Source organism: Frankia sp. AgB1.9, from assembly GCF_016786355.1.
Lineage (GTDB): Bacteria > Actinomycetota > Actinomycetes > Frankiales > Frankiaceae > Pseudofrankia.
Genome location: NZ_JADWYX010000040.1, coordinates 31,791 through 55,048 on the forward strand (window position 1 = coordinate 31,791; position 23,258 = coordinate 55,048).

The 23,258-nt window shown below is 72.4% G+C and carries 22 protein-coding genes; 12 read left to right on the plus strand and 10 right to left on the minus strand.

All coding sequences use genetic code 11. From position 1 onward, the window contains the following. Window positions 1-90: 90 nt before the first annotated feature. Together I6A60_RS17865 and I6A60_RS17870 are read right to left on the minus strand one after the other, a co-directional pair. Window positions 91-1,074, minus strand: a complete 984-nt coding sequence (locus I6A60_RS17865; protein ID WP_203022363.1) for a hypothetical protein — start codon at window positions 1,072-1,074, stop codon at window positions 91-93. Window positions 1,075-1,217: 143 nt separating this feature from the next. Next, on the minus strand, window positions 1,218-2,714 hold the full coding sequence (locus I6A60_RS17870; RefSeq protein WP_203022362.1) for an NAD(P)/FAD-dependent oxidoreductase: 1,497 nt from the start codon (window positions 2,712-2,714) through the stop codon (window positions 1,218-1,220). A gap of 117 nt (window positions 2,715-2,831) precedes the next feature. Between I6A60_RS17870 and I6A60_RS17875 the strand changes: the two genes are divergently transcribed. From I6A60_RS17875 to I6A60_RS17885, 3 genes are all read left to right on the plus strand, one after another. Continuing rightward, window positions 2,832-3,509 (plus strand): TetR/AcrR family transcriptional regulator, encoded by a 678-nt coding sequence (locus I6A60_RS17875; protein ID WP_374113389.1) that lies wholly within the window; start codon window positions 2,832-2,834, stop codon window positions 3,507-3,509. A gap of 250 nt (window positions 3,510-3,759) precedes the next feature. Further along, window positions 3,760-3,996: a hypothetical protein gene (locus I6A60_RS17880; RefSeq protein WP_238435673.1), complete on the plus strand. Its 237-nt coding sequence runs from the start codon at window positions 3,760-3,762 to the stop codon at window positions 3,994-3,996. Beyond that, window positions 3,993-4,415: a type II toxin-antitoxin system VapC family toxin gene (locus I6A60_RS17885; RefSeq protein WP_203022359.1), complete on the plus strand. Its 423-nt coding sequence runs from the start codon at window positions 3,993-3,995 to the stop codon at window positions 4,413-4,415. The genes I6A60_RS17880 and I6A60_RS17885 overlap by 4 nt, the downstream gene beginning before the upstream one ends. A 62-nt stretch (window positions 4,416-4,477) precedes the next feature. Here the strand turns inward: I6A60_RS17885 and I6A60_RS17890 are convergent, their stop codons facing one another. The 3 genes from I6A60_RS17890 to I6A60_RS17900 all read right to left on the minus strand — a co-directional run bounded on the left by I6A60_RS17890 (window position 4,478) and on the right by I6A60_RS17900 (window position 7,504). Next, window positions 4,478-5,302, minus strand: a complete 825-nt coding sequence (locus I6A60_RS17890; protein ID WP_203022358.1) for an SDR family oxidoreductase — start codon at window positions 5,300-5,302, stop codon at window positions 4,478-4,480. Further along, window positions 5,295-6,425 (minus strand): acyl-CoA dehydrogenase family protein, encoded by a 1,131-nt coding sequence (locus I6A60_RS17895; protein WP_203022367.1) that lies wholly within the window; start codon window positions 6,423-6,425, stop codon window positions 5,295-5,297. Before I6A60_RS17895 ends, I6A60_RS17890 begins: the two co-directional genes overlap by 8 nt. 317 nt (window positions 6,426-6,742) lie before the next feature. Continuing rightward, entirely contained in the window at window positions 6,743-7,504 is a 762-nt protein-coding gene (locus tag I6A60_RS17900) for a TetR/AcrR family transcriptional regulator (protein WP_203022357.1), read from the minus strand. Window positions 7,505-7,708: 204 nt separating this feature from the next. On the opposite strand from I6A60_RS17900, the gene I6A60_RS17905 reads away from it, so the two are divergent. Continuing rightward, a complete protein-coding gene (locus I6A60_RS17905) occupies window positions 7,709-8,350 on the plus strand; it encodes a BlaI/MecI/CopY family transcriptional regulator (protein ID WP_307873741.1) in 642 nt (213 codons plus the stop codon). Continuing rightward, on the plus strand, window positions 8,351-9,487 hold the full coding sequence (locus tag I6A60_RS17910) for a M56 family metallopeptidase (protein ID WP_203022355.1): 1,137 nt from the start codon (window positions 8,351-8,353) through the stop codon (window positions 9,485-9,487). 28 nt (window positions 9,488-9,515) lie between these two features. On the opposite strand, the gene I6A60_RS17915 is transcribed toward I6A60_RS17910, so the two are convergent. After that, the gene (locus I6A60_RS17915; protein ID WP_203022354.1) at window positions 9,516-9,941 is read right to left on the minus strand and encodes a PPOX class F420-dependent oxidoreductase; all 426 of its coding nucleotides are present in this window, start codon (window positions 9,939-9,941) and stop codon (window positions 9,516-9,518) included. Window positions 9,942-10,152: 211 nt separating this feature from the next. Here I6A60_RS17915 and I6A60_RS17920 point away from each other — a divergent pair, with 211 nt between their 5' ends. Both I6A60_RS17920 and I6A60_RS17925 read left to right on the plus strand, forming a co-directional pair. Continuing rightward, a complete protein-coding gene (locus I6A60_RS17920) occupies window positions 10,153-11,625 on the plus strand; it encodes a transcriptional regulator (protein ID WP_203022353.1) in 1,473 nt (490 codons plus the stop codon). Between the two features lie 51 nt (window positions 11,626-11,676). Continuing rightward, complete coding sequence (locus I6A60_RS17925) at window positions 11,677-12,858, plus strand: hypothetical protein (protein WP_203022352.1); 1,182 nt, start codon at window positions 11,677-11,679, stop codon at window positions 12,856-12,858. 257 nt (window positions 12,859-13,115) lie between these two features. Here I6A60_RS17925 and I6A60_RS17930 read toward each other — a convergent pair whose 3' ends face one another. From I6A60_RS17930 to I6A60_RS17945, 4 genes are read right to left on the minus strand one after another with little or no spacing between them, the layout of a single operon-like run. Then, window positions 13,116-13,544 (minus strand): hypothetical protein, encoded by a 429-nt coding sequence (locus I6A60_RS17930; protein ID WP_203022351.1) that lies wholly within the window; start codon window positions 13,542-13,544, stop codon window positions 13,116-13,118. Beyond that, window positions 13,541-14,356, minus strand: coding sequence for an ABC transporter ATP-binding protein (locus I6A60_RS17935; protein ID WP_238435674.1), 816 nt, complete (start codon window positions 14,354-14,356; stop codon window positions 13,541-13,543). The genes I6A60_RS17930 and I6A60_RS17935 overlap by 4 nt, the downstream gene beginning before the upstream one ends. After that, complete coding sequence (locus I6A60_RS17940; RefSeq protein ID WP_203022350.1) at window positions 14,353-15,162, minus strand: ABC transporter ATP-binding protein; 810 nt, start codon at window positions 15,160-15,162, stop codon at window positions 14,353-14,355. The genes I6A60_RS17935 and I6A60_RS17940 overlap by 4 nt, the downstream gene beginning before the upstream one ends. Next, window positions 15,149-17,389, minus strand: a complete 2,241-nt coding sequence (locus I6A60_RS17945; protein ID WP_203041932.1) for an ABC transporter permease — start codon at window positions 17,387-17,389, stop codon at window positions 15,149-15,151. The genes I6A60_RS17940 and I6A60_RS17945 overlap by 14 nt, the downstream gene beginning before the upstream one ends. Before the next feature lie 294 nt (window positions 17,390-17,683). Here I6A60_RS17945 and I6A60_RS17950 point away from each other — a divergent pair, with 294 nt between their 5' ends. From I6A60_RS17950 to I6A60_RS17970, 5 genes are all read left to right on the plus strand, one after another. After that, window positions 17,684-18,769, plus strand: coding sequence for a Zn-ribbon domain-containing OB-fold protein (locus I6A60_RS17950; protein ID WP_203022365.1), 1,086 nt, complete (start codon window positions 17,684-17,686; stop codon window positions 18,767-18,769). 54 nt (window positions 18,770-18,823) lie between these two features. Further along, on the plus strand, window positions 18,824-19,993 hold the full coding sequence (locus tag I6A60_RS17955) for a lipid-transfer protein (RefSeq protein ID WP_203055655.1): 1,170 nt from the start codon (window positions 18,824-18,826) through the stop codon (window positions 19,991-19,993). After that, window positions 19,990-21,144, plus strand: a complete 1,155-nt coding sequence (locus I6A60_RS17960) for a thiolase domain-containing protein (RefSeq protein WP_203022348.1) — start codon at window positions 19,990-19,992, stop codon at window positions 21,142-21,144. The genes I6A60_RS17955 and I6A60_RS17960 overlap by 4 nt, the downstream gene beginning before the upstream one ends. A 22-nt stretch (window positions 21,145-21,166) precedes the next feature. Beyond that, window positions 21,167-22,093: a cyclase family protein gene (locus I6A60_RS17965; protein ID WP_203022347.1), complete on the plus strand. Its 927-nt coding sequence runs from the start codon at window positions 21,167-21,169 to the stop codon at window positions 22,091-22,093. 237 nt (window positions 22,094-22,330) lie between these two features. After that, entirely contained in the window at window positions 22,331-23,209 is an 879-nt protein-coding gene (locus I6A60_RS17970; protein ID WP_203022346.1) for an MHYT domain-containing protein, read from the plus strand. The last annotated feature ends 49 nt before the right edge of the window (window positions 23,210-23,258 follow it).

Genomic DNA, 23,258 nt, shown 5'->3' on the forward strand with positions numbered 1-23,258 from the left:
GGGGTGGGGGGGGGGGGGGGGGGCGGGGCGGGGGCCCCCCCCGCGCCGCGGGGGGGGGGGGGGGGGGGCCCGGCGGCGTTCCACCCGGGGTCACTTCGGGATCTGCGACGCCGACTTGGGCGCCAACAGCGGCCCGATCTTGGACAGCAGCGGTCCGAGCGTGCTCGACAGCGGCGCGAGCTTGGACAGCAGCGCCGGGCCGAGCGTGTCGAGCCCCGGCCCGCCTCCGGCGGAGCCGGCCATCGAGTTCAGCATCGGCTGGAAGATCGGGCCGAGCGCGGGCTTGACGACGTCGAGCAGGCTGACCCCTACGTCCGCGCCGGGCCACTCGGCGGCTCCCGGGTCGAGCAGGCCGAGCCAGGGGTCGTTCGCCGCGTAGGTGACCAGCGGCGGCAGCACATTTGGCCACATCGCATGGATGATCAGTGCGAGCTGGGCCGCGCTCAGGCCGGTGAAGAGGCCGCGCACGGCGGTGCGTGGGGCCAGCGCGGCCGGGACGTGCGCGGTCACCTCCACGGCGCCGAACCACGGGAAGACCGCGATCCGGTACTGCGGCCTGGAGTACAGCAGGGCGGGGGTGCCCGGAGGGATGACCTCCCAGGAGCCGTCCCCGGGGACCAGGTGCCCGACGCCCGGCAGGTATGGCGCCAGCTCGTACGTCGGCCCCACATGGGCGATCTCGGCGATCGCGGTCCGGATGTTCACCTGGCCGTCGAGGGTGTGGATTCCGTACGCCTGCAGCCGTCCGACCGTGTAGAGCTCCCCCGGTCCGGCGGGCACCTGGTCGAGCGCGGCTTCGAGCGGCCCGGTGGTCAGGAAGCCGGGAACTTGGAGCGTCCCCAGCGGGATGGTCTCCCGTTCCAGCCCGATCGGCCCGAACGGCGGCAGCCGCCCCGCGTCCGACGCCACCGGCACCGGCACCGGCACCCCGGACGGCAGCGTCACCACTGGGGTTGACGCCGACGCGGGCGGGCCGACGAATCCGGCCACCCCGACGCATCCGGCGGCGACCAGCGTCACCGCGAGGGAACGGATGACCCCAAGCCGACCACGGTGACTACTCACAGTAACCATCGAAGGCAGGCTAGCGGTCCCGCGTCGGCTGGCTCCGGTACCACACCCCGGCGTGGCGCGCCCGTGGACCATCCCGGCCGGCGGACGCGCCCGCGCTCTCGTCAGATCGGGAGCGGGAATCAGCTGGCCTCACCCCGGCGCCGTCACCGCCGGCGAGGCTCCCGGCGGGGAAGGACCGGCGCGTCACGGCCGGTGCCGACCGGCCGGCCACCGGACTTCTTCTCCTCGTGGTATTCCTCCTCGACGTTGACGGTCCAGACGTCGTGACGGGTGCCGTCGAGAATGTTTTCGACGGTCAGCATCGCGGTCAGCATCGAGTGGTCGGCGTTGTTGTAACGGTGCATGCCGTTGCGGCCGACGGGGTGAACGTTGGGGACGTTCTCAGCGAGCCATTCACGCATGATCTCGACGTTGCGCCGGTAGAACTGGTCGTAGGTCGGGTACGCCTTCGGCACCCGGACGACATAACCCCGTTCCACCGCCCCCGGGCGCACGAGACTAAGCCGCTCAAGTTCGCCGGTGGCGAGCGCGATCAGGTCGTCATCCTGCTTCGACCACATGTCGTCGCCCTCGAAGACGAAGAACTCCAGCCCGAGGCAGGTCCGCCCCTCCTTCACCAGGTAGGGCGACCAGGAGCCGTAGTTCTGAATGCGGCCGACCTTCACGCCCGGGTCGTGGATGTAGATCCAGTTGTCCGGGAAGCTGAACTCGGCGGGCACGACCAGGGCGACGGTCAGGTAGTCGCGGTAGCGCAGGTCCTTCGCCGCCTCGACGACCTCGGGCGGCGCCGGTGGGTCCATGCCCAGCACCAGCGCCGACAGCGGCGTCGAGGAGATCACGTGGTCGGCCGGCACGCGAGTCGGCCCGCCGGCGCCCGAGCGGACGGTGACGGCCACGGCCCGTCCGTCCGCGTGGTGGATCGCGGTGACGGCGGTGTTCAGCGTGACCGTGCCGCCCATCTTCTCGACCTTGTCGCGGCAGGTCTCCCACATCATGCCGGGGCCGTACTTCGGATAGTGGAACTCCTCGATCAGGCTGGTGATGTCCTTCTGGTTCCGCCTCGGCAACACGGCGTTGACGATCGCGGACGACAGCGAGAGGTTCTTGACCCGCTGCGCCGCCCAGTCCGCCGGCATCTCGCTGACCGGGATTCCCCAGAGCTTCTCCGTATACGTCTTGAAGAACGTCCGATAGAGGCGCCATCCGAAGCGCGCGACCAGCCAGGACTCGTAGTTGCTCTGGTCCCGGGGCGGGCGCAGCCTGGCGCGAGCGTAGGACCCGATGGCGAGCGCCGCCTGCCCAGGCCCGAGATTGCGCAGCGCGTTCATGGCCCGCAGCGGGTAGTCGTAGAGCTTTCCCTGGTAGTAGATCCGGCTCATCCGCGGCCGGAGCAGGAAATCCTCGGCGGGCAGGATCTCGTGCCACAGCGCGTCGACGGCGGCGACCTTGGTGAAGAACCGGTGCCCGCCGATGTCGAACCGCCAGCCGTCACGCTCGACGGTCCGGCTGATGCCACCGACCACGTCGTCGGCCTCGAACACCGTCACGGCCGCGTCGCGGGCCGCCAGTTGGAAGGCGGCGGTCAGGCCGGCGGGCCCGGCGCCGATGACCACCGTGTGCGGAACCTGCGGGGAAGTCACGTCTCCCTCTCCTTGGTCGACAACCTGGGACGCCCTGGCGAGACGCATCTGTCTATAAATCTAGACGGTGATGTCCAAACTTCTGGGCGCATGAGTCCAGGAGGGTAGCCTGTGCCAGTGGCCACGGACGCGGCGGGTGCCGTCACGACGCCGGCCCGCGGCCGACAGGCGAAACGCGACGCGATCATGAGGGCCGCGTTCGAGGTCTTCGCGCGGCAGGGTTACGCCGCGACCAGCCTCGACGACATCGCGTCCGCCACCCCCGTCTCCCGCCAGACGGTCTACAACCACTTCGGCGACAAGGAGACCCTGTTCCTCGCCGTCGTGGACGAGCGGATCTCGGCGAACCTCGAGGCGCTGCGCGGCACGACGCACGCCTTCCCCGACCGGCTCGGCGGCGTGGACGATGCGGCCCGCTACCTCACCGAGGTGGCCCGGCGGATCACCGAGGTCTACGCGAGCCCGGACACCGCGTCGCTACGGCTGCTCGTCCAGACCGAGGCTCCCCGCCACCCGAAGCTGCTGGCGCTCTGGCAGAAGCGGGTGGCGACGCCCGTCTGGCCCGCGCTCATCGGCTGCCTGGCCCGCCTCGCCCACGCCGGCGCGCTGTCCATCGACGACCCGGCCCGCGCGGCCGGCCAGTTCGTCACCCTGGTCACCGGAGCCTCGTGGCAGATGACCGAGCTCGGCACCTTCGCCCTCGCCGCACCCCCACCCTTCGACTCCCCGGAGCTCGACGCGGCGATCCAAGCCAACGTGAACCTCTTCGTCCGCGCCTACACCCCCTCCGGCTGACCGAACCCGCGGCCAACGTCGAGGTGCCTGCTCTCGCCACGAGCACCTGCCACTCTCGCCCCCTTTGTCCCGCCGCGCAGAGGCACGCTACGGTAGTGACTGAGCCGATAGTGTCGGCTCAATAAGTGCCTGAGCCATCGGAGATCACCGCTCGTTCGGGAGGCACCGCATGACAGGGAGCACGCCAGTCGTTCAGCGGCGCCTCGCCAATCAGATGACGCTTCGCTGGCCTCGCTGGCAGAATGCAGTCATGGTCGTGGCACTCACCATCCGCAACGTCCCCGAGGAAATCCGCGACGAGCTCGCCGCACGCGCGGCTCGCAGCGGCCGCTCCCTGCAGGAGTATGTGCTCCGCCAGCTCATCGACTTCGCGTCCCAGCCGACGGCTGAGGACGTCATCGCCCGCGCGAGGGCACGCGTCCAGGCCACCGGCACCCGGCTCGATCCCGAACGGATCATCACTGACCGCGACGCGGACCGCCGATGACGGCGCAGCTCTCGTCCCCGGTGGTGCTGGACGCCTCCGCGGCTGTGGCGCTGCTGACCGACGACGGACCGGCGGGCGCCTGGGTGGCGAAGGTGGTCGATGGCGCGGCATTGTTCGCCCCGGAGCTGATGCCCTTCGAGGCCGCGAACATCCTGCGTCGCCACCTCCTCGCCGGAATCCTCGACCCCAGCGAAGCCACGCTCGCGCACGCGGACCTTCTCGCGATGCCCGTCAGACGACTCGCGTATGCGAGCCTCGCTGATCGCGCCTGGGACCTGCGCGCCAACCTCACCGCCTACGACGCCGCGTACGTCGCGCTCGCCGAGGCGCTGCCAGCACCGCTGGTCACGCTCGACGCCCGGCTGGGCCGTGCGCCGGGCCCGCGCTGTGAGGTGCTCGTCTGTCCTGGAGTCGCCTGACCAGGCAGCCTCACGACGGACGCCCCGCGGCGGCACGCCAGGGTGCGCCGATCTCGCCGGCGCTACGGGTGCTGGCTGCTGACGGAGACGACCTCGCCGGTCAGGTAGGTCGAGTAGTCGCTGGCCAGGAAGGCGATGACGGTCGCTACCTCCCAGGGCTCGGCTGGGCGGCCGAACGCCTCCCGGCTGGCGAGCTCGGCGAGGAAGTCCGCATCGCTGACCTTCGCCAGGAAGGGGTGCATGGCCAGGCTCGGCGCCACGGCGTTCACCCGGACCCCGTACGGCGCCGCCTCCATGGCGGCGCAGCGGGTCAGCGCCATCACGCCGGCCTTGGCGGCGGCGTAGTGGGCCTGGCCGGCCTGCGCCCGCCAGCCGACGACGGAGGCGTTGTTGACGATCACGCCTGCGCCGGCCGGCAGCATCCGGCGCAGCGCGGCCCGGGTCGCCCGCATGGTGCCGGTCAGCGTCACGTCCAGGACGGTCGCCCACTGCTCGTCGGTCATGTCGGTGAGCCGCACGTCGCCGCCGAGGCCCGCGTTGTTGACCAGGACGTCGAGCCGGCCATGGGTCGCGTAGACGGCCTCGAACAGCGCGCCGACCTGCTCCTCGCTGCGCACGTCGCACGCCACCGCGAGCGGCTCTTCGCCGGCGATCTCCTTTAGCCTGGCCACGGCCTCGCCGAGGCGGCGGACGTGATGGTCGGAGACGACGACCGTCGCCCCCTCCAGCGCCGCCCGCCGGGCGGTCGCGAACCCGATGCCGGTGCCGGCGGCGGCCGTGACCAGCACGATCTTGCCGCGCAGCAGGTCTCGCCCGGGCGGCGGCTCGGGCGCGGCCAGCACGGCCGGCGGCGGGACAGGGCTCCTGGTCAGCTTCGGGTCAGGCACGCGGCAGCCCCAGCGTTCGCTCGGCGATGATGTTGCGCTGGATCTCACTCGACCCGGCGTAGATCGTGTCGGCCCGGCTGAACAGGAAGAGCGACTGCTCGGGCCGCAGCTCGTAGGGCTCGCCCTCGACGAGCAGGCCGTCGGCGCCGAGCACGTCCATCGCCAGTTCGCCGAGCTGCTGGTGCCAGGTGGACCAGTACAGCTTGCCGATCGACGACGCCGGGCCGGGCGGGGTGTCGGCCGCGGAGTCGGCCAGGGTGCGCAACGCGGTGAACCGCATGATCTCGACCCCGATCCAGGCCCGGACCAGCCGGTCGCGCAGGTCGGGCCGGTCCCAGCCGCCGTTGCGCTTGGCCAGCGCGATGACCCGCTCCAGCTCGCGCTTGAAGCCGATCTGCTGGCCGACGGTGAAGGTGCCGCGCTCGAAGCCGAGGGTGGCCATCCCGATCTTCCAGCCGTCCCCCTCGGCCCCGACCAGGTTCGCGGCCGGGGTGCGCGCGTCGTCGAAGAAGACCTCGTTGAACTCCGAGGTCCCCGTCATCGAGACGATCGGGCGGATGTCGACGCCGGGCTGGCGCATCGGCACGAGCAGGTAGGACAGGCCCTTGTGCCGCTGGGAGCCCGGCTCGGTGCGGACCAGCGCGAAGCCCCAGTCGGACTGGTGGGCCAGCGAGGACCAGACCTTCTGGCCGTTGATCACGAAGTCGTCGCCGTCGCGGTGCGCGCGGGTCGTGAGCGCCGCGAGGTCCGAGCCGGCGCCGGGCTCGGAGTAGAGCTGGCACCACAGGGCCTCGCCGGCGCGAATCGGCGGCAGGAAGCGGCTGCGCTGGTCCTCGGTGCCGAACGCGATCAGCGTCGGGCCCACCATGCCGTCACCGATCAGCCCGACCCGGGCCGGCGCGTCGGCTCGGGCGTACTCCTCGTGGAAGACCACCTGGTCGGCCAGCGACAGCGCACGACCCCCGTAGGCCTCCGGCCAGCTCAGACAGGTCCAGCCGGCCGCGGCGAGGTGGCGTTCCCAGGCTGCCCGCAGCTTGAAGGCCTCGTGCTCACGCCCCGGTCCGCCCAGCCCACGGGCCGCCCCGAACTCGCCGGTCAGCGCGTCGGCGAGCCAGCCGCGCACCTCCGCCCGGAACCCAGCCGACTCACCGGCTTCACCCCGACCGTCGGCCTCGCCCGGGGCCGCAGCCTCATCCCGGCCGGCAGCTGTGCTGGCGGCCGCGGGCCGCGCCGTCGACACCACGAGGGTCAGGCTAGCGCCTCACCCAAGCTAGCGCTTGGTTTAGCTCCCGATCAGCCCAGGACGTCCGTGTCCGCCGCCGCGCGACCAAAGATCGCCGTTTTCGCCCTCCGGCGGTCGTGAATCGGCTCGAATCGCAACCACTTGACGGCTGAAGCAGCGATCAAGGCCCGATGGTGCGCCGGGCCGCCGGAGGCGGGCTATACCGGGCGGACGCGGATGCCGTCGAAGACCGTCGCGAGGAAGTGCTCGGCCAGCTCGTCCGGGGCCAGCCGTCCGTCGGGGCGGTACCAGTGCACCGACACCCAGATCGCGTCCCGCAGGAACCGGTGGGTCAGCTTCGGGTCGAGGTCGGCGCGCAGCTCGCCGACGGCGATGCCGGCCCGCAGCGCGTCCAGCCACAGCCGCTGGCTGGCCTCCTCCGAGGTGCGCAGGTAGCCGAACCGCGGCAGCGTCGCGAGGTAGCCACGCTCGTTCTGGAAGACGGTGACGGCGGCCCGGTGCCGCGCGATCGCCGCGAACGCCGACCGGACCAGGGCGGCAATCGTGTCGGTCGGACGCGCGGGAACGGCCGCGATCGCGGCGTACTCGGCCTGCAGCTCGGTGAGGAAGCTCGACAGCAGCTCGTCGATGATCGACTCCTTGGAGTCGAAATGGTGGTACAGGCTGCCCGAAAGCATGCCGGCGGCGTCGGCGATCTCGCGGACCGTCGTGGCCCGGTACCCGCGCTGCGCGAACAGCCCGGCCGCGATCTCGACAATGGCCGCCCGCCGTTCCGACTCCCCAGCGGCGGCCGGCCGCCCGGAACGACCGGCCCGGCCCGGCCCGCCGGCCCGCGCGCCGCCACCGGCCCGCGCCGCCGGGGCGGACCCCGTCCCAGCGGCGGCGTCTGGTGGCTGAACGGCGCCCGCGCCGTCAGCGGTTCGGCTGGCGGCGCCGCCACGGGTCGATGAGGTGTCCACCAGCAAAGTATCGCCCGTCAACCAAGCGCTTGGTCGGTCGGCTTACCGGGCCGCGAACCAGGGCCCAGCCTAGGGACGGGAGAGCGCGAAGCGTGCCCGAGCAGGTGCGCGGCGTTCGCCACACCACGGAGCGGTCAGGACTCGACGCGCCGTGACGACCCCACCCCTCGCATAGAGGTCGCCCCGGTCCGTATGGTCGTGGGCGTGGTATCCGATGCCGACGCAAACGCGGACGATGCCGGTGACGACCGACTTGGTGGGACCGGCCTGCTGGACGAGGCCCGCACCGAGGCCGGCGCCTACGGCGCTGACGACCTCGAAGACCACGCCGGCGCGATGACCGGGGTGGAGCTGGCCGTCGGGACCGGGCGCGGCCGGCGCCGGTCACCGGGGTCCCTGGAGGCGGAGATCCTCACGGTGCTGCACACAGCGCACCGCGAGCTCTCGCCCGCCCAGGTACGGGAGCGGCTCAACGGCGGCCCCGCCCTGTCCTACAGCGCTGTCGTGACGACGCTGACCCGGCTGCACGGCAAGGGCGTCGTGACCCGCCGGCGCGCGGGCCGCGCGTTCCTCTACGTGGCGAAGTCCGACGCCGCGAGCCTCGTCGCCTGGCGGATGAACCGGCTGCTCGACGAGCAGGCCGACCACCGCCCGGCGCTGACCCACTTCGTCGCCGCTCTCTCGCCCGGCGACGAGGCGCTGATCCGACAGCTGCTCGCTGAGGGCTCCGCCGCGCACGGTGGCGGCGCGGAACGCGGCTGGGACGGGTCGGCCCAGCCTCCTGACGCCCGAGACGGGCGGCGCGGGCACGGTTCTGGCTCCGGCGGCATACCGGCCGGACGCTAAATGGTCCGCGAGCTGGTCCTGTGCGCGCTCGTCGCGCCGCTGCTGGGCACGCTCGTGATGCGGCTGCTCGCCGACCGGGTCGCCGCCGGGGTCGCCGTCGTGGCGTTCACCATCTCCGCCTGCCTTCTGGCGACTGCCACGGCACTGGTGCTGTTCGCCAGCGGCATCCACACGACGACGGCGATCGTGAAGACCGGCAGGCGCGGCTGGACCACTGAGGCCTGGGCGGATGCCGGCCGGGACGCGTGGCTGTCCGGCCCGTTCGCCATCGTCGCGATCGTGGCGGCGGTCTCGGCGATCCGAGCCTTCCGCCGGCAGCGGGCGGCCGTGCGGGCCGCCGGCGACGAGGCCGCGGCGCTGCCCGGTGAGGACCTCGTCGTGATGGTGCCCGGCACGCAGCCGGACGCGTTCACGCTGCCCGGCTCGCGCGGCCGGATCGTGGTCACCGAGGCGCTGCGTGACGCGTTGAGCGCCGACGAGCTCAGCGTCGTGCTGGCCCACGAACGGGCTCACCTCGACTGCCACCATCACCGCTACGTCGACGCGACCCGGCTCGCGGCCGCCGGCCAGCCGCTGCTGCGCCCGGTCGCCCGACTGGTCGAGTACGGCGTCGAACGCTGGGCCGACGAGCGGGCCGCGCTCGAGATCGGCGACCGGGCCCTGGTCGCGCGGACCATCGGAGCCGTCGCGCTGGCCACCGCCGCCGCGGGCCCGGCCCGGTCGGCGTCCGCGGCACGGTCCTCTGGGAAGCCGGCCCGGATCCGGCGGCTGCCGGCCAGGGCGACCGCGGCCGCGCCCGGTGCCGCCAGGTGCGCGACCCACCAGTCCGGCCATCACCCGGTCGAACCGAACGCCCTGCGGATCACCTCGCCCGCCTGGCTGACCGACCGCCCAAGGCGCTCCCCCAGCAGGTGGCAGAACCCTTACGCCCGACTGCGCCCGGCCGCCCAGCCAGGCCCGGTCCCCCGCCGCGTGAGCGCGCTGCTGCGGCCGCTGCCCAGCAGCAGCCACCGGATGCTGGTCACGATCCCCGCGATCCTGTCGCTGAGCTCCTGCCTGTGGGCCGGCACCATCGTCTACGACGTCCACACCCCGTTGCGGGTCGCCCTGACCGTCGAGGACCAGTTCGGGCCTTGAACCGCACGGGTCGGCCTGAACCGGACGGCTAGTCGGCGACGGCCCGCTCGGCCAGGACGCTGGTCGGGGTGAGGCGCACCAGGAGCTCGCCGGGCACGCCGTTGCGGCGGCCGAACTCCTCGGCCCGGTCCGCGCCCATGTAGCGGCCACCGATCGCCGCCGCCCACCGGCGCACCTCGGCGAGATCCTCCGACACCGTCACGGTGCCGTTGACGATCACGAACGAGTAGGGCGGCGTCTCGTCGTCGACGCACAGGCTCGCCCGGCCGTCCCGGCGCAGGTTGCGCCCCTTGACCGTCTCGGCGCCGGTGTTGAACAGAATGTCGTCGCCATCAAGGACGAACCAGATCGGGGCGAGATGCGGCCGGCCGTCCGCCCGCACCGTCGCCAGCTTCCCGGTCCGCGTCCCGGCCCCGGCGAACGCCTGCCACTCCCCCGCGCCCATCGCCACCATGTCCCCACCTTGCCACGGCCACGTCGCCAGCCGACCACACGACGGTGCCGCCGGGACCCCTGGTCCAGGTGATGAACGGGGTCGCGCAGTCAGCCAGGGCAGTGCACACCTACTTCCGCGTCCGCGATTGGACCACTACTCTTCGCGTCCGCAGGGAGATCGAAATGCCCGCCTGTCACCACTTCGGAGCAGCATCCGCTGCGGGGGTCGCATGTCCAGTTCGGCGTCAAGGGAGAGCACGTTCGGGTCCGGCCTGTTCGCCCGGCTGCTGACCGAGACGGGCATCTCTGACACCCGGTTCGCGCGTCAGGTCAACCTGCGTGCCCGTCGCGAGCACCACATGGAACTCGGGCTGGCGCGAACCACGGTCGGGCACTGGCGGCGGGGGATGCGCCCGCGTGATCCTCTGGTCGCGGACCTGGCCGCGGCAGAGATCTCGGCCGCCGTGGGCTACCCGGTCACTCCGGCCGACTTTGGCTGGCGAGGCGCCAATGACTCGGTTCGGGATCTCGGTCTGGTCATCGCCAACTCGCCTGAAGCGACGTTCGGCACACTCACCGGACTGTCGTGGCGGGACGTGCGACGCGTCGACGCGGCACCCGACGGGTCCGTCTTCAGGACGAACGCTTTCGCCGAGCCAGCACTGGCCAGCCTCACCGGCATCATCCCCCGCGCCGCGGGCGGACGACCGTCACCCACGCGGGGCCGCGCGGTCGCGAGAGGTCACGACGCCCCGGTCGACGGGGCCAACGCGACCATGATCAGAGACACGGTGGCGGCGCTGCGCAGGCTGGATGCCCGGTTCGGAGCCCGGGACATCCGCCACCAGGCCGTGGCCCTCCTGCACGACCAGCTTCGGGTGGCGTCCGCTGGCTCGGCGGACACCGAACTGTGTAGCGCGCTCGCGGAACTCGCCCAGTTCGCGGGCTGGTTGGCGCAGGAATGCGGGAGGCAGGCGCTGGCCCAGCGCTACTACATTCAGGCGCTCGGCCTCGCCGAGCATGCCTGCGACGCCATGCTCGCGGCGCGGGTGCTCTCCGCGATGAGCGAGCAGATGATCCGGCTCGGCCATCGGCGACAGAGCCTCGCGCTGGCGGGAGCGGCGCTCGACCGTGCCGGACACGGGGCGGCACCGTTGGTGCGGGCGATGCTGCACGACCGGCAGGCGTGGGCACTGGCAGGCTCCGGCGACGAAGCCGGCTGCACGTCCGCGCTCAGGGCGTTGGAGCAGGCCGTAAGCCGCGCCGAGCCTGAGGAGGGCCCGGCCTGGGCCGGTCACTATAACGCCGGCGACGTCGCGGAATGTACGGGTCACTGTCTGCGGCTGCTCGGACGCGCCCTGCCGGCTGAACGCCAGTTGGTCGAGTCCAGGACCCTGCAGGACAGCGGTCGCGTCCGTAGCCGCAGTTTCGCGGAGGCAGATCTGGCGTTGTCCTACCTCCAACGGCCGGTCGCCGAGGTGGACGGCGCGCTGGAGGCCGCTTACGCAGCGATCAGGCTGGGGGCGGGGCTCTCCTCCCTCCGTGTCACCGAGAAGCTCCGGGAGCTTGACCGTGAGTTCGCCGAACACCCGACCGTGGCGGTCCAGAAATGGCGACGAACAGCCGCGGTTCGGCCGGACGGCGTTGGCAGAAGCGTCGTCCAGCCGAGAAGTCTGGACGACCAGAAATCCGGAAGGTGGTGACCGGACATTCGCAGGCGACCAGCGAGACGCACGGACGGCGACGCGAGCGATTTGCGGCATACCATCGCAGCGGCACGGCGCGGCGACGAGGAGGCGTTTCGGCATCTTTACCGCGCCGTCCAGCCGCGATTGATCCATTCCCTCCGGCAACTCAGCGGCGACGAAGATGACGAGACCGAGGCGGCAAAGGCAGCGGCCCGGCTGTGGCCACGGATCGCCGGTTCCCTCGATGAGTTTCGCGTGGATCTGCTCGCGGTCGCGGCCAAGGCGGAACAAGGGAAAGATCTCGCCGGTGAGGAGGCCGCGGTAGCCGCATTCCGGCGGTCATCCGTAGCGTCCGTCCATCCGTTGCCCAGGATCACGTCGACCGGTGCCGCGCTGGCCAGCACGGCACTGGCGACCAGGCGCCGGGCGACGCGGGCCCTGGCAGCCGCCGTCACCGCGGTCGCGGTCGCCGGTGCCGGCGGAGTCGCAATGGCCACCGACTCCCTTCCCGTCCCGTTCAGCGGCTCCCCATCCCACCGTGCCAGTACCCCACCGACCTCCGGGGCTGACCTCATGACCACCGCCGGTACGCGGCGTGGGCCGCAGTCGATCGGTCCGGCCACTCCGGAACCCGCGCCAGCCGCGCATGATCCTCTCTGTGCCTCCTACTCGAGCAAGAAGCCCCCGACGCCCGGCAAGCCGATGGACGGCCTCGATTCACCCCGGTTGATCACCGGCGACCTGGGGACGACGGCCACGGACTGTGGCACGCCGCCCGCCACCGCGGCGCCGACGGCTGCCCCGGCCAGACAGAACGGCAACGGCAACGGCAACGGCCAGGGTAGCCAGAGCAGCAACGCCAACAGGAACGGAAACGGGAACGGGAACGGCCAAAACGGCAATGGCAATGGCAATGGCCAGAGCAGCCAGAGCAGCCAGAGCAGCCAGAGCAGCAACGCCAACGCCAACGCCAACGCCAACGGAAACAGCCAAAACACCACTGCCACCAGCCAAAACACCAACGGCAACGGCAACAGTCAGGGCAGGCAGAGCGACAACGCCAACGCGAGCGGGAACGGAAACGGGAACGGGAACGGGAATGGGAATGGCCAAAATGGCAGGGGCAACGGCGGTACCCTAGTCACCGCCGCGCCAAGTGCAACACCAACGAACGCCATCCCGACCGGATTCTCCGAACCGGCTCGGTACCCCCAACCGGCCGGCGGGCGGCACCACCCCTCGGCTTGACCAGCCCCCGACGCGCCGAACGGCGCCGACGGCAATGATCATGGTCACCGGATGCGCGGTCCGGGTCGGTGACGCGCCCCGGCGCGGCCGCTCGACGCCGCGCCGGCCCAGCCGCGACTCGTCGTCGTCGAGCGGCTCACCGGCTGCCAAGCGGCCGGCGCACCCCGACCATCGGGGCCGTCGCCCACGTGAGTCTTCCCGCACGCGATGAGGACAGATGTTCCCGGGCCGCGGGGCCGCCCAGGCCGACGGCAGGCTCAGGTCGGCGGGTGCTCGCGGTCGAACAGGATGCGGGCGAGCCAGAAGCGCAGGAACGCGGCCAGCGAGTACCGCACGAACAGCGCGGCACCGACCACGGTCACCGAGATGCCGACCGTGCCGAGGACGATCGCGTCCCGCTGCTGCAACGGGTTCGTCGTCGAGTGCGACAGGAAGTAGGCGATGATCCCGAGCACGGGCCCGAGCACGAGCAGCAGGGCGCCGGCACGCAGCAACAGACCGTCGAGGCGGCCGCGTGGGTCCCGGATGCGCAGTGTCGCCATCTCCGCGCGGAACGCGTCGGCCCGGCTGACCGGACCGGGGCCGGCACCGCCGGTGGCGTTGGCGCCGGCGGCCTGGCCGGCCTCGCCCCCGTCGCCGGGCGCGCCGGCCACGGCGGTCGGGGTGCTGGTGGTCTCGATCGTCACGATCTCACCTCGTCGATCGTCGTGGCGTCGGGCGGGAGCTGGCCGCCCAGGTAGGCGCCGGACAGGCGGCCCGCGATCTCGTCGGGCGGCCCGGCCGCCGCGATCCGTCCCTCGACCAGCACCGCGGCGGTGTCGGCGACGGCCAGCACCGTCGCGGCGAACTGCTCGACGACGATGATCGTCACGTTCTCCTCGGCGATCGCCCGCACGGTCGCGTACAGCTCGGCGACGACGCGGGGCGCGAGGCCCATCGACAGCTCGTCGAGCATCAGCACCGCCGGCTCGGCCACGATCGCCCGGGCCAGGGCGAGCATCTGCTGCTCGCCGCCGCTCATCGTGCCGGCCGGCTGGTGCAGCCGCTGGCCGAGCCGCGGGAACCGCGCGATCGCGCGCTCCTCCACGTCGGCGACCGACATCCCGGCCCGCCGATGGGTCATCATCCGCAGGTTCTCCCGGACGGTGAGGCTCGGGAACACGCCCCGCCCCTCCGGGATCAGGCACAGCCCGCGGCGGGCCAGGTCGACCGGGTCCGCCCCGGTGACCCGCCGCCCGCCGAGCACGACCTCGCCCCCACCTGTCGGGTGCAGGCCGGCCAGCACCCGCAACAGCGTCGACTTGCCGGCCCCGTTCGGGCCGAGGACCGCCAGCACCTGCCCGGCCGCGACGGACAGGTCCACGCCGTGCAGCACCTCGACCCGGCCATAGCTGGCCCGCAGCCCACGGACCTCGACCAAGGGCGCTTCAGCGACAGCGGCCGGCGTCCGGTCGAGCGCCGTGGCGACGGACCGCCGCTGGCGCAGCCCCGCGATCATCGCTGCTCCACGATGTGCCCGGCGGGTGTCAACGCGTCGGGTGGGTCGTCCTGCTCGGGAACGGTGCCGAGGTAGGCCTCGCGCACCCGCGGGTCGGCCCGCACGCTGGCCGGGCCGCCCTCGGCCATCAGGCTGCCGAAGTCCAGGACGTACAGGTGCGCGCACACTCCCATGACCAGCGTCATGTCGTGCTCGACGAGCAGGATCGCCAGGCCCTCGGCGGCGAGCTCGCCGAGCAGGTCGCCGAAAGCGGCCGTCTCCGCCTCGTCCTGCCCGCTCGCGGGCTCGTCGAGCAGCAGCACCCTGGGCCGGACGGCCAGCGCCCGGGCGAGCTCGAGGCGCCGGCCCTGACCGGTCGGCAGCGTGTCGGCCCGCCGGTCGGCCACCGCGCCCAGACCGACCCGGTCGAGCAGGGCACGCGGGTCGAGGGAGTCGGGACCCCCTGGCCACGCGGTGCCGGCCCTGGAGTGGCGGCCCGGCGAGCGGCGGCGCAGCCGGGCGGCGAGCTGCACGTTCTCCAGCACGGTGAGCTGGCCGAACAGCTCCAGGATCTGGAAGGTCCTGGCCATGCCGCGCCGGGCCCGCCGGTAGGGAGCGAGGCGCGTGACGTCCTCGCCGTCGAGCAGCACCTGCCCGGAGCTGGGGGCGAGCAGGCCGGTCAGGACGTTGAACAGCGTGGTCTTCCCCGCGCCGTTCGGGCCGATCAGCCCGGTCACCCGGCCGGCCTCGACGCCGAGGCTGACCCCGTTCAACGCCACGTGCCCGCCGTAGCGGACCGTCACGTCGCGGATCTCAAGCAACACCAACGCGGACCTCCCGTGGCGGACCGGGGTCGACGGTGTCCAGCGCGAGCCGGGCGTCGAGCACCTCGAGGTCGGCCCGGCTGACCGGCGCGTCGAAGCCGAGCCATTCCAGTGGGCCCGACAGCCCGGCGTCCGGCCCTTCGACCGACGCCAGGGCGCCGGCGGCGGACGGTGCCGGGTTCACCGTGACGGCGGCGGAGGAGCCGACGAAGGCCCGGGCGGCCAGCGGCACCGCGACGGCGACCACCACGACGAGCACGAGGAACAGCCCGCCGCTGATGACGTTGGCCAGCTCCAGGGCCCAGCACAGGGCCACGACGCCGACGGCCCCGCCGAGCACGACGGGTGCCCGGCGCACCGGCTCGTACAGCGGCCGCAGCACCGACGGGATCAGGCCGTTCGGGTTGGCGGCGAGCGCGAGCGCGGCCAGTCCGGTGACGGTCGCGGTGACCCTCCCGGCCGAGTCTCCGGCGGCGCTGCTGACGGCGGCGCTGCCCAGCAGCACGCCGGCGGCCAGGCCGCTGCCGATGGAGCTCACCCCGCCGACCACGACGAGCAGCAGCAGCGTCAGGCCGGTGAAGAAGCTGAACGCGTCCGCGGTGGTCGAGCGCACCGCCGAGGCGTAGACGCCGCCGCCGAGCCCGGCGATCGCGGCCGAGACGGTGAACACGACCAGCGTCGTCAGCCGCACGTTCATCCCCAGGGTGGCCGACGCCGCCGGGCTCTCCTTGACCGCGATCAGCCGCTGGCCGAGCTCGCTGCGCCGCACCGCGATGACGACGAGCGCCGCGACGACGAACAGCACCGCGCCGGCGAAGAAGAACGCCTTCGAGGAGTCGGTGTGCAGCGGGCCGAGCCGCAGCCGGTCTGCGGACAGCGTGCCGCCCTCGAAGACGTCGAAGTGGTGGCCGGCGACGGTGAACGCCGGCAGCTGGAAGATCCAGTTGTCCAGCGTGACGGCGAACGCGCCGGTCAGCAGTGCCAGGTAGATCCCGGACAGCCGCAGGGCCGGCAGCGAGACGACCGCGCCGACGACGGCCGCGACGGCGGCGGCCAGCAGCAGGGCCGCCGGGTTGCCGCCGTGCCCGGCGTGCGCGACGACCGCGCCGCCGATCCCGGCGAAGCTCAGCTGGCACAGCGAGATCCGGCCCGCATAGCCGACCAGCGGCACCATCGACAGGCCGACGATCGCGAGCCCCCACATCGAGGTGGAGGCGAACAGGTCCGCCGGGCGCATCGTCGTCGCGGCGATCAGCGCGGCGAACAGGACAGCGGTGCAGAACCAGAGCCCGCCGGTCCAGGTCGGCGTCGGGGTGATCTCCCGGACGGCGAGCGACGGCCGGCCGCGCAGCCGCGACGCCCGCAGCGCCAGCAGCGCGACCAGCAGGACCAGGACCGGCACCACCGGCAGCACGCCCCGCAGGTACTGCTGGCCATAGCTGATCTTCGGCAGGTAGCCGACGGCGTAGTCGGACAGCAGCCCGACGACGAGCGCGCCGGCGAACGTCATCGGCAGGCTGCGCAGCCTGCCGATGACGGCGGCCGCGTAGGCGTTGACGATGAGCAGGGTGAGCGGGATGGCCGACATGGTCAGCTTGGGGGCGATCAGGATGCCGGCGAGAGCCGCGAGCGCGGTGCCGATCATCCAGGCCAGCCGCGCGGACGACCGCGGCCTGGCGCCGTTGAGCGTCGCGAGGGCCGGGTCGTCGACCCGGGCCCGCATCGCGATGCCGGCCCGGCTGCGGTGCAGCAGCAGCCACAGGGCGCCGGCGACGGCGGCCGCGACCAGCAGGACGATCAGGTCGTTGTAGGGCACCTGGATGCCGCCGAAATGGACGCCCTTGCCGGCGAACAGCTCCCGCGAGCTGCGGAACTCGCTCGGGTCCCAGATCCACTGGTCGACCGAGACGAGGACGACGAGCACCGCCACGGTGACGACCAGCCTGGTCGTCTCGGGGGCGCCGGCGAGCCGGCGCATCACCACCCGTTCCAGCAGCAGCCCGAACAGCGGGGCGGCGACGAACACGCACAGCACCAGTGCCACTGGTGTCGGCCAGCCCCAGCCGTAGCGCAGCTGCCAGTAGAGGAAGGCCGCGAGCATGCCGGTCGCGCCGTGGGCGATGTTGAACACGCCGGTGGTGACGTAGGTGAGGGTCAGCCCGGATGCGCTGATCGCGTAGATCCCGGCCGTCGTCAGGCCACTGATCGTGAAGACCAGGAACTCGTGCACGCGCCGACCTCCCGTCTCCCCTGTCGGCCACGCCTCGGCCCGCTCCGACGACCCCGGACGGCCCCCACGGCGATCATTGTGGCCTACACCACAGCCTCGCGTGAAGACATAGAACACGTTCTCAATCGATCATGCAACGATTTCCGGGCGACTCCGCTAGAACCTGTTCCTGTTCTGCGGTAGAAACAGAACACGTTCTCGTCGCGACTCGTCCGTCGACACGTTCATCCGTCGCTCCCCCGCCCGGCCGGCGCGTGCCCCGGGCGGACGCGATGCCAGGAGGCAGCCTTGCCCGTGTCAGCTGGGGCATCCGAGGTCGAAAGCCCTGAGACCCCCGGGGCGGCGACCGTGCCCAGGATCGTCACCAACACCGTCGAGTTCCCCTACCGCCGCAGCCTCGGCCCGGTGGTCGGCTGCTACTTCACCGCGCTCGCCGCCGGTCGGATCACCGGTGTCCGCAGCGGCGCCCGGGTGCTCTGCCCGCCGTTGGAGTACGACCCGGACACCGGCGCGGCCACCTCCGGCGAACTGATCGACGTCGGCCCGGCCGGCACGGTCCGGAGCTGGACCTGGGTGCCGGTCCCGGACGCGCGCCACCCGCTGGACCGGCCGTTCGCCTTCGCGCTGATCCAGCTCGACGGCGCCGATACCAGCCTGATGCACGTCGTCGACGCCCCCGAGAGCACGCTGCGCAGCGGGCTGCGGGTGGTCGCCCGGTTCCGGGCCGAGCCGAAGGGCCGCCCGGACGACCTCGCGTACTTCATCCCCGAGGAGACCGCCGGTTCGACCGACGCCGTCCCCGGGATCGTCGACGCCGCCACCGCCGCGGCCCGGGCCGGGGCCGAACCAGCCGAGCCGGTGGCCACGATGGAGTTCTGGTCGTCGCTGACCTATAAGGAGGCGCTCGCCCCGGCCGGCGAGCGGTACGCCCGCTCGATGATGGCCGGCAAGCTGATCGGCCAGCGCTGTCCGACCTGCGCGAAGGTCTACGCGCCGCCCCGCGACTTCTGCCCGGTCGACGGGATCCCGCTCGACGAGAGCCAGGACCTGGTGCTGCCCGACCGGGGCGTCGTCACGAACTTCACGATCGTCACCCCGGTGGCGTATCCGGGTCAGAAGGAGACCGAGCCGTTCGTGCGGGTCTCGGTGCTGCTCGACGAGGTCGAGGCGCTGCTGGGCCTGCAACCCGTCGTCGACGTCGCCAACGCGGACGTCCGGCCGGGCATGCGGGTCGAGGCGGTCTGGCTGCCCGAGGCCGAACGCAGCGCCGAGGAGTTCGGCAACCGGGGCTGGGGCGCCACCACCGGCGCGATCTCCGGCTGGCGCCCGACCGGCGAGCCGGACATGCCCGTCGACAGCTACCAGGACCGGGTCTTCTAGGCCCGGCCTCGACGCCACCGTCGTAGCGAGCCCTGTGAACGCAGAGGTGCATAGATGACAGACAACGAACGGGTGTTCGGCGAGCCGGTCGCGATCGTCGGCTACGCCCTGTCGCCGATGAGCGAGTTCGCCGAGGCGACCGAGGTGCAGCTGTGCCTGGACGTCGTCACCCGGGCCCTGGTCAGCGCGGGGCTGGAACGCAAGGAGATCGACTTCACCTGCTCCGGCAGCGCCGACTACCTGTCCGGTGGCACCTTCACCTTCGTCGCGAACCTCGACGCGGTCGGCGCCTGGCCTCCGATCCGCGAGTCGCACGTCGAGATGGACGGCGCCTGGGCGCTGCACGAGGCCTGGGTGCGGCTGCTGATCGGCGACGAGCGCACGGCGCTGGTCTTCGGCTCGGGCAAGTCCTCGACCGGCGACCTCACCCGGGTGCTGAACCTGCAGACCGATCCGTACTACCTGGCGCCGCTCGGGGTCGACCCGCTGTCGCTGGCGGCGTTGCAGGCACGGGCGCTGCTGGACACCGGGAAGGCGACCGAGCGCGACCTGGCCGCCGTCGCCGCGCGAGCCCGGCAGGCCGCCGCGGCCAACCCCCACGCGGTCCCGGCGGGCGCGGCGGCCGGCCGCGGTCTGACCGCGAGCCCGGCCGCGCCGTCGGACGCCGAGATCGACGCGCTGCTGGCCGGCGAGTACGTCCGCTCCCCGCTGCGGGAGCACGACGCGCCGCCGGTGACGGACGGGGCGTGCGCGCTCGTGCTCGCGACGGCGTCCGTGGCGAACCGGCTGGCCGCCGAGCACGGGATCAGCCCGGTGTGGATCACCGGCCTGGAGCACTTCGTCGAGCCGCACCAGCCCGGCATGCGGGACCTGACCGACTCGGTGTCGACCCGGAAGGCCGCGCAGGCCGCCGGCCTCGGCGCCGGCGGGCCGGTGGAGGTCGCGGAGCTGTCCGCCACCTACAGCCACGAAGAGATCATCCTGCGGGACGCGCTCGGCCTGCCGGCGGACTGCGTCGTCAACCCGTCGGGTGGCGCGCTGGCCGCGAACCCGGTGATGGCGACCGGGCTCGTCCGGGTCGTCGAGGCCGCCCGGGCGATCCGCGAGCAGGGCCGCGGCCGGGCGTTGGCACATGCCACCTCCGGTCCGTGCCTGCAGCAGAACCTCGTCTGTCTGCTCAGCCGCGAACCGGGTGAGCGCGAGCCGCAAGGAGAGACGCGATGAGCGGCGAGCCGTGCGCGATCATCGGGATCGGCCAGACGCATCACAAGAGCAAGCGCCTCGACGTCTCGCTCGCGGGCCTGGTCCGCGAGGCGGCGAGCCGCGCCCTGGAGGACGCGGGCCTCGACTGGCCCGACATCGACGCCGTCGTGCTCGGCAAGGCGCCGGACGCCTTCGAGGGCGTCATGATGCCCGAGCTGTACCTGGCCGATGCGCTGGGCGCGGCCGGAAAGTCGATCATGCGGGTGCACACGGCCGGCAGCGTCGGTGGCTCGACCGCCATCGTCGCGTCCCACCTGATCCACGCCCGCCGGCACCGCCGAGTCCTCGCGGTCGCGTTCGAGAAGCAGTCCGAGGGCAACGCCCAGTGGGGGCTGTCCGGTGGGAAGTCGGGCTCGATGGGCGCGGGCGGGATCTTCGCGCCCTGGATCCGCTCCTACATCCGCCGTTCCGGCGCGCCGGAGCACATCGGCTGGCAGGTCGCGGTCAAGGACCGGCGCAACGCCCTGAAGAACCCCTACGCGCACCTCAAGATCGCCGACATCTCGATGGAGAAGGTCCGCGACTCGTTCGTGCTGTGGGACCCGCTGCACTTCCTGGAGTCCTGCCCGTCCTCCGACGGCGCGTGCGCGCTGGTGCTGACCGATGAGGCCGGCGGCCGCGACGCCGCGGCCCGCGGGAACCCGCCAGCCTGGGTCGCGGCGACCGCGATGCGCAGCGAGCCGACCTCGTTCCCGAGCCGGGACCCGGTCCGCCCGCAGGCGGGGGTCGACTGCGCCCACGACCTGTACCGGGCCGCCGGGATCACCAACCCGCTCACCGACATCGACGTCGCCGAGCTTTACGTCCCGTTCAGCTGGTACGAGCCGATGTGGCTGGAGGGCCACGACATCACCGGCCCCGGTGACGGATGGAAGCTGGTCGAGGCCGGCGAGACGGAGATCGGCGGGTCGTTCCCGGTCAACCCGTCCGGTGGTGTCCTGTCGTCGAACCCGATCGGCGCGTCCGGGATGCTGCGGTTCGCCGAGGCGGCGCTGCAGGTGCGCGGCCGGGCCGGGGAGCACCAGGTCGACGGCGCCCGCACCGCGTTGGGTCACGCCTACGGCGGCGGCGCCCAGTACTTCGCGATGTGGATCGTCCGATCCTCGTTGTGACCCCGAACCGAGGAGATCGCCGGTGCCGTTGCCCGAGGAGTTCCACGCGCTCGCGAGGAAGGTCAACAACTGGGGCCGCTGGGGATCCGACGACGAGCGCGGCACGCTGAACCTGCTGACCGACGAGGCGGTCCGCCGGGGTGTGGCCGCCGCGCGGACCGGCAGGCGCTTCTCGCTCGCGCTCCCGCTTTCCCAGAACGGCCCCCAGCTCGGGTTCATCCCCGGCCGGATCAACCCGATCCGCACGATGATCTCGTTGAACGAGCCGCTGACCGGCGACGCCACGCAGGTCTGCTTCTCCGACGACATGGTCGTCATGGGGGTGCAGGCGGCGACGCACTGGGACGCGCTGGCGCACGCGTCCTACGACGGGCGGATCTACAACGGCTTCGGCGCGGCCACGGTCACCGCGGCCGGGGCCGTCCGCTGCGGCATCGACAAGGCGGGGCCGATCCTCGGGCGCGGCGTGCTGCTCGACGTCGCCCGGGCCCGAGGCGTCGAGCGGCTGGACTCGGGCTACGCGATCAGCAGTGACGACCTGTCCGCCGCCGCCGACCTCGCCGGGGTCGCCGTCGAGCCCGGCGACCTGGTGCTCGTCCGTACCGGCCAGATGCGGCTGCTGCACGCCGGGGACAAGATGGGCTACCTGGCGCCGGTGGCCGGGCTGTCGCTGCGTTCGGTCGAGTGGATGCGCGAGCACGACGTCGCCGCGGCCGCCACCGACACGGTCGTCTTCGAGGTCTTTCCCTGGGAGCGGGACGACGCGCCGCTGCCGGTGCACCTGCTGCACCTGGTCGAGATGGGCCTGACCCAGGGCCAGAACTTCGACCTGGAGGCACTCGCGGCCGACTGCGCCGACGACGGGATCTACACCTTCTTCCTGTCTGCGACCCCGGAACCGTTGGCCAACGGACTCGGCGGAATGGTGGCCCCGGTCGCGATCAAATAGGTCTGGTTCGCCGTCTTCTTGGCCCCACCATCGGGCAGGCAGGTCTGCCACGGATTGCAACGGGGTTCTACACCCAGGCATATCCGGTCGGTGGTTGCACGATCAAATAACTACGTTCGTCACACGGACGACCGCGCAGCGCGGCCAATCAAGATGCGGCGTTCGGCGCCGAACGACCCCCTCACCCGGTGTGTGCTAGCAACGAGTTAGACGTATTGCACTCTTGGGGGGAAGAAAGTGACCGTAGCTGCTCAGCTGGCGCACGAGCATGGCAGTGACGACATCGTGTTCGTGATCACTTCCGTCATCTTCGCGCTGGTCGGCTCGTTCGCCGCGCTGGTCAGCGCCGTCCGGATCCCGTCGGCGCACGGCGCGGCACGGTTCCGGTGGATTGCGGCCTCGGCGATCTCGCTGGGCGGCGGGGCCATTTGGTCCATGCACTTCATTGGAATGCTCGGCTACCACGTCGACAACCGCGAGATCGTCTACAACCTGCCCCTGACCGCGCTTTCGCTGCTCATCGCCGTCGGCGTTTCGGCGATCGGTCTCGCGATCGTCGGCGCCAATCCGCGGAACAAGGCCCGGCTGTTGTTCGCCGGCATCCTCACCGGCGCCGGCGTCGGCGCGATGCACTACACCGGCATGGCGGCCATGCGGGTCGGCAGCTCCATCAAGTACGACCCGAAGCTGGTGGCCGCGTCCCTCGCGATCGCCGTGGTGGCCGCGCTGGCCGCCCTCTGGATCGCCTTCCGGGTCAGGACCATCCAGCACATCATCGCGGCGAGCGCCGTCATGGCGGCCGCGGTCTGCGGGATGCACTACACCGGTATGGCGGCCACCACCGTCGCGGTCACGAAGACCCCGCGGCAGGATCCAGGGACGGACCCGATCTCGCTCACCTTCCTGGTCTGCGTGATCGCCTTCACCGTGCTCATCCTGGTGATCTTCGCCGCGTTCAACACGATCAACGAGAACCACGCGGATCTCGCCCCCGGCCGGGCGACCGGCCGGCACTCGACCGCGCCCGTGCCCGTACCCACGGGCCGGCCGACCGAGCAGACGGCGGAGCGCGGCACCGACCCGGGCGGCTCGGATCTGTTCGCCGGGCGGCGGTGACCCGGGCGGACTAGCCGGTCCACGCCTCGCCGGTCAGGCGGCGCCACCG

Bases quoted from the DNA above. Each gene is read 5' to 3' on its own strand.
- I6A60_RS17865 (WP_203022363.1), bottom strand. From the start codon at position 1,074: ATGGTTACTGTGAGTAGTCACCGTGGTCGGCTTGGGGTCATCCGTTCC.
- I6A60_RS17880 (WP_238435673.1), top strand. From the start codon at position 3,760: ATGGTCGTGGCACTCACCATCCGCAACGTCCCCGAGGAAATCCGCGAC.
- I6A60_RS17885 (WP_203022359.1), top strand. From the start codon at position 3,993: ATGACGGCGCAGCTCTCGTCCCCGGTGGTGCTGGACGCCTCCGCGGCT.
- I6A60_RS17910 (WP_203022355.1), top strand. From the start codon at position 8,351: ATGGTCCGCGAGCTGGTCCTGTGCGCGCTCGTCGCGCCGCTGCTGGGC.
- I6A60_RS17915 (WP_203022354.1), bottom strand. From the start codon at position 9,941: ATGGTGGCGATGGGCGCGGGGGAGTGGCAGGCGTTCGCCGGGGCCGGG.
- I6A60_RS17920 (WP_203022353.1), top strand. From the start codon at position 10,153: ATGTCCAGTTCGGCGTCAAGGGAGAGCACGTTCGGGTCCGGCCTGTTC.
- I6A60_RS17935 (WP_238435674.1), bottom strand. From the start codon at position 14,356: ATGATCGCGGGGCTGCGCCAGCGGCGGTCCGTCGCCACGGCGCTCGAC.
- I6A60_RS17955 (WP_203055655.1), top strand. From the start codon at position 18,824: ATGACAGACAACGAACGGGTGTTCGGCGAGCCGGTCGCGATCGTCGGC.
- I6A60_RS17960 (WP_203022348.1), top strand. From the start codon at position 19,990: ATGAGCGGCGAGCCGTGCGCGATCATCGGGATCGGCCAGACGCATCAC.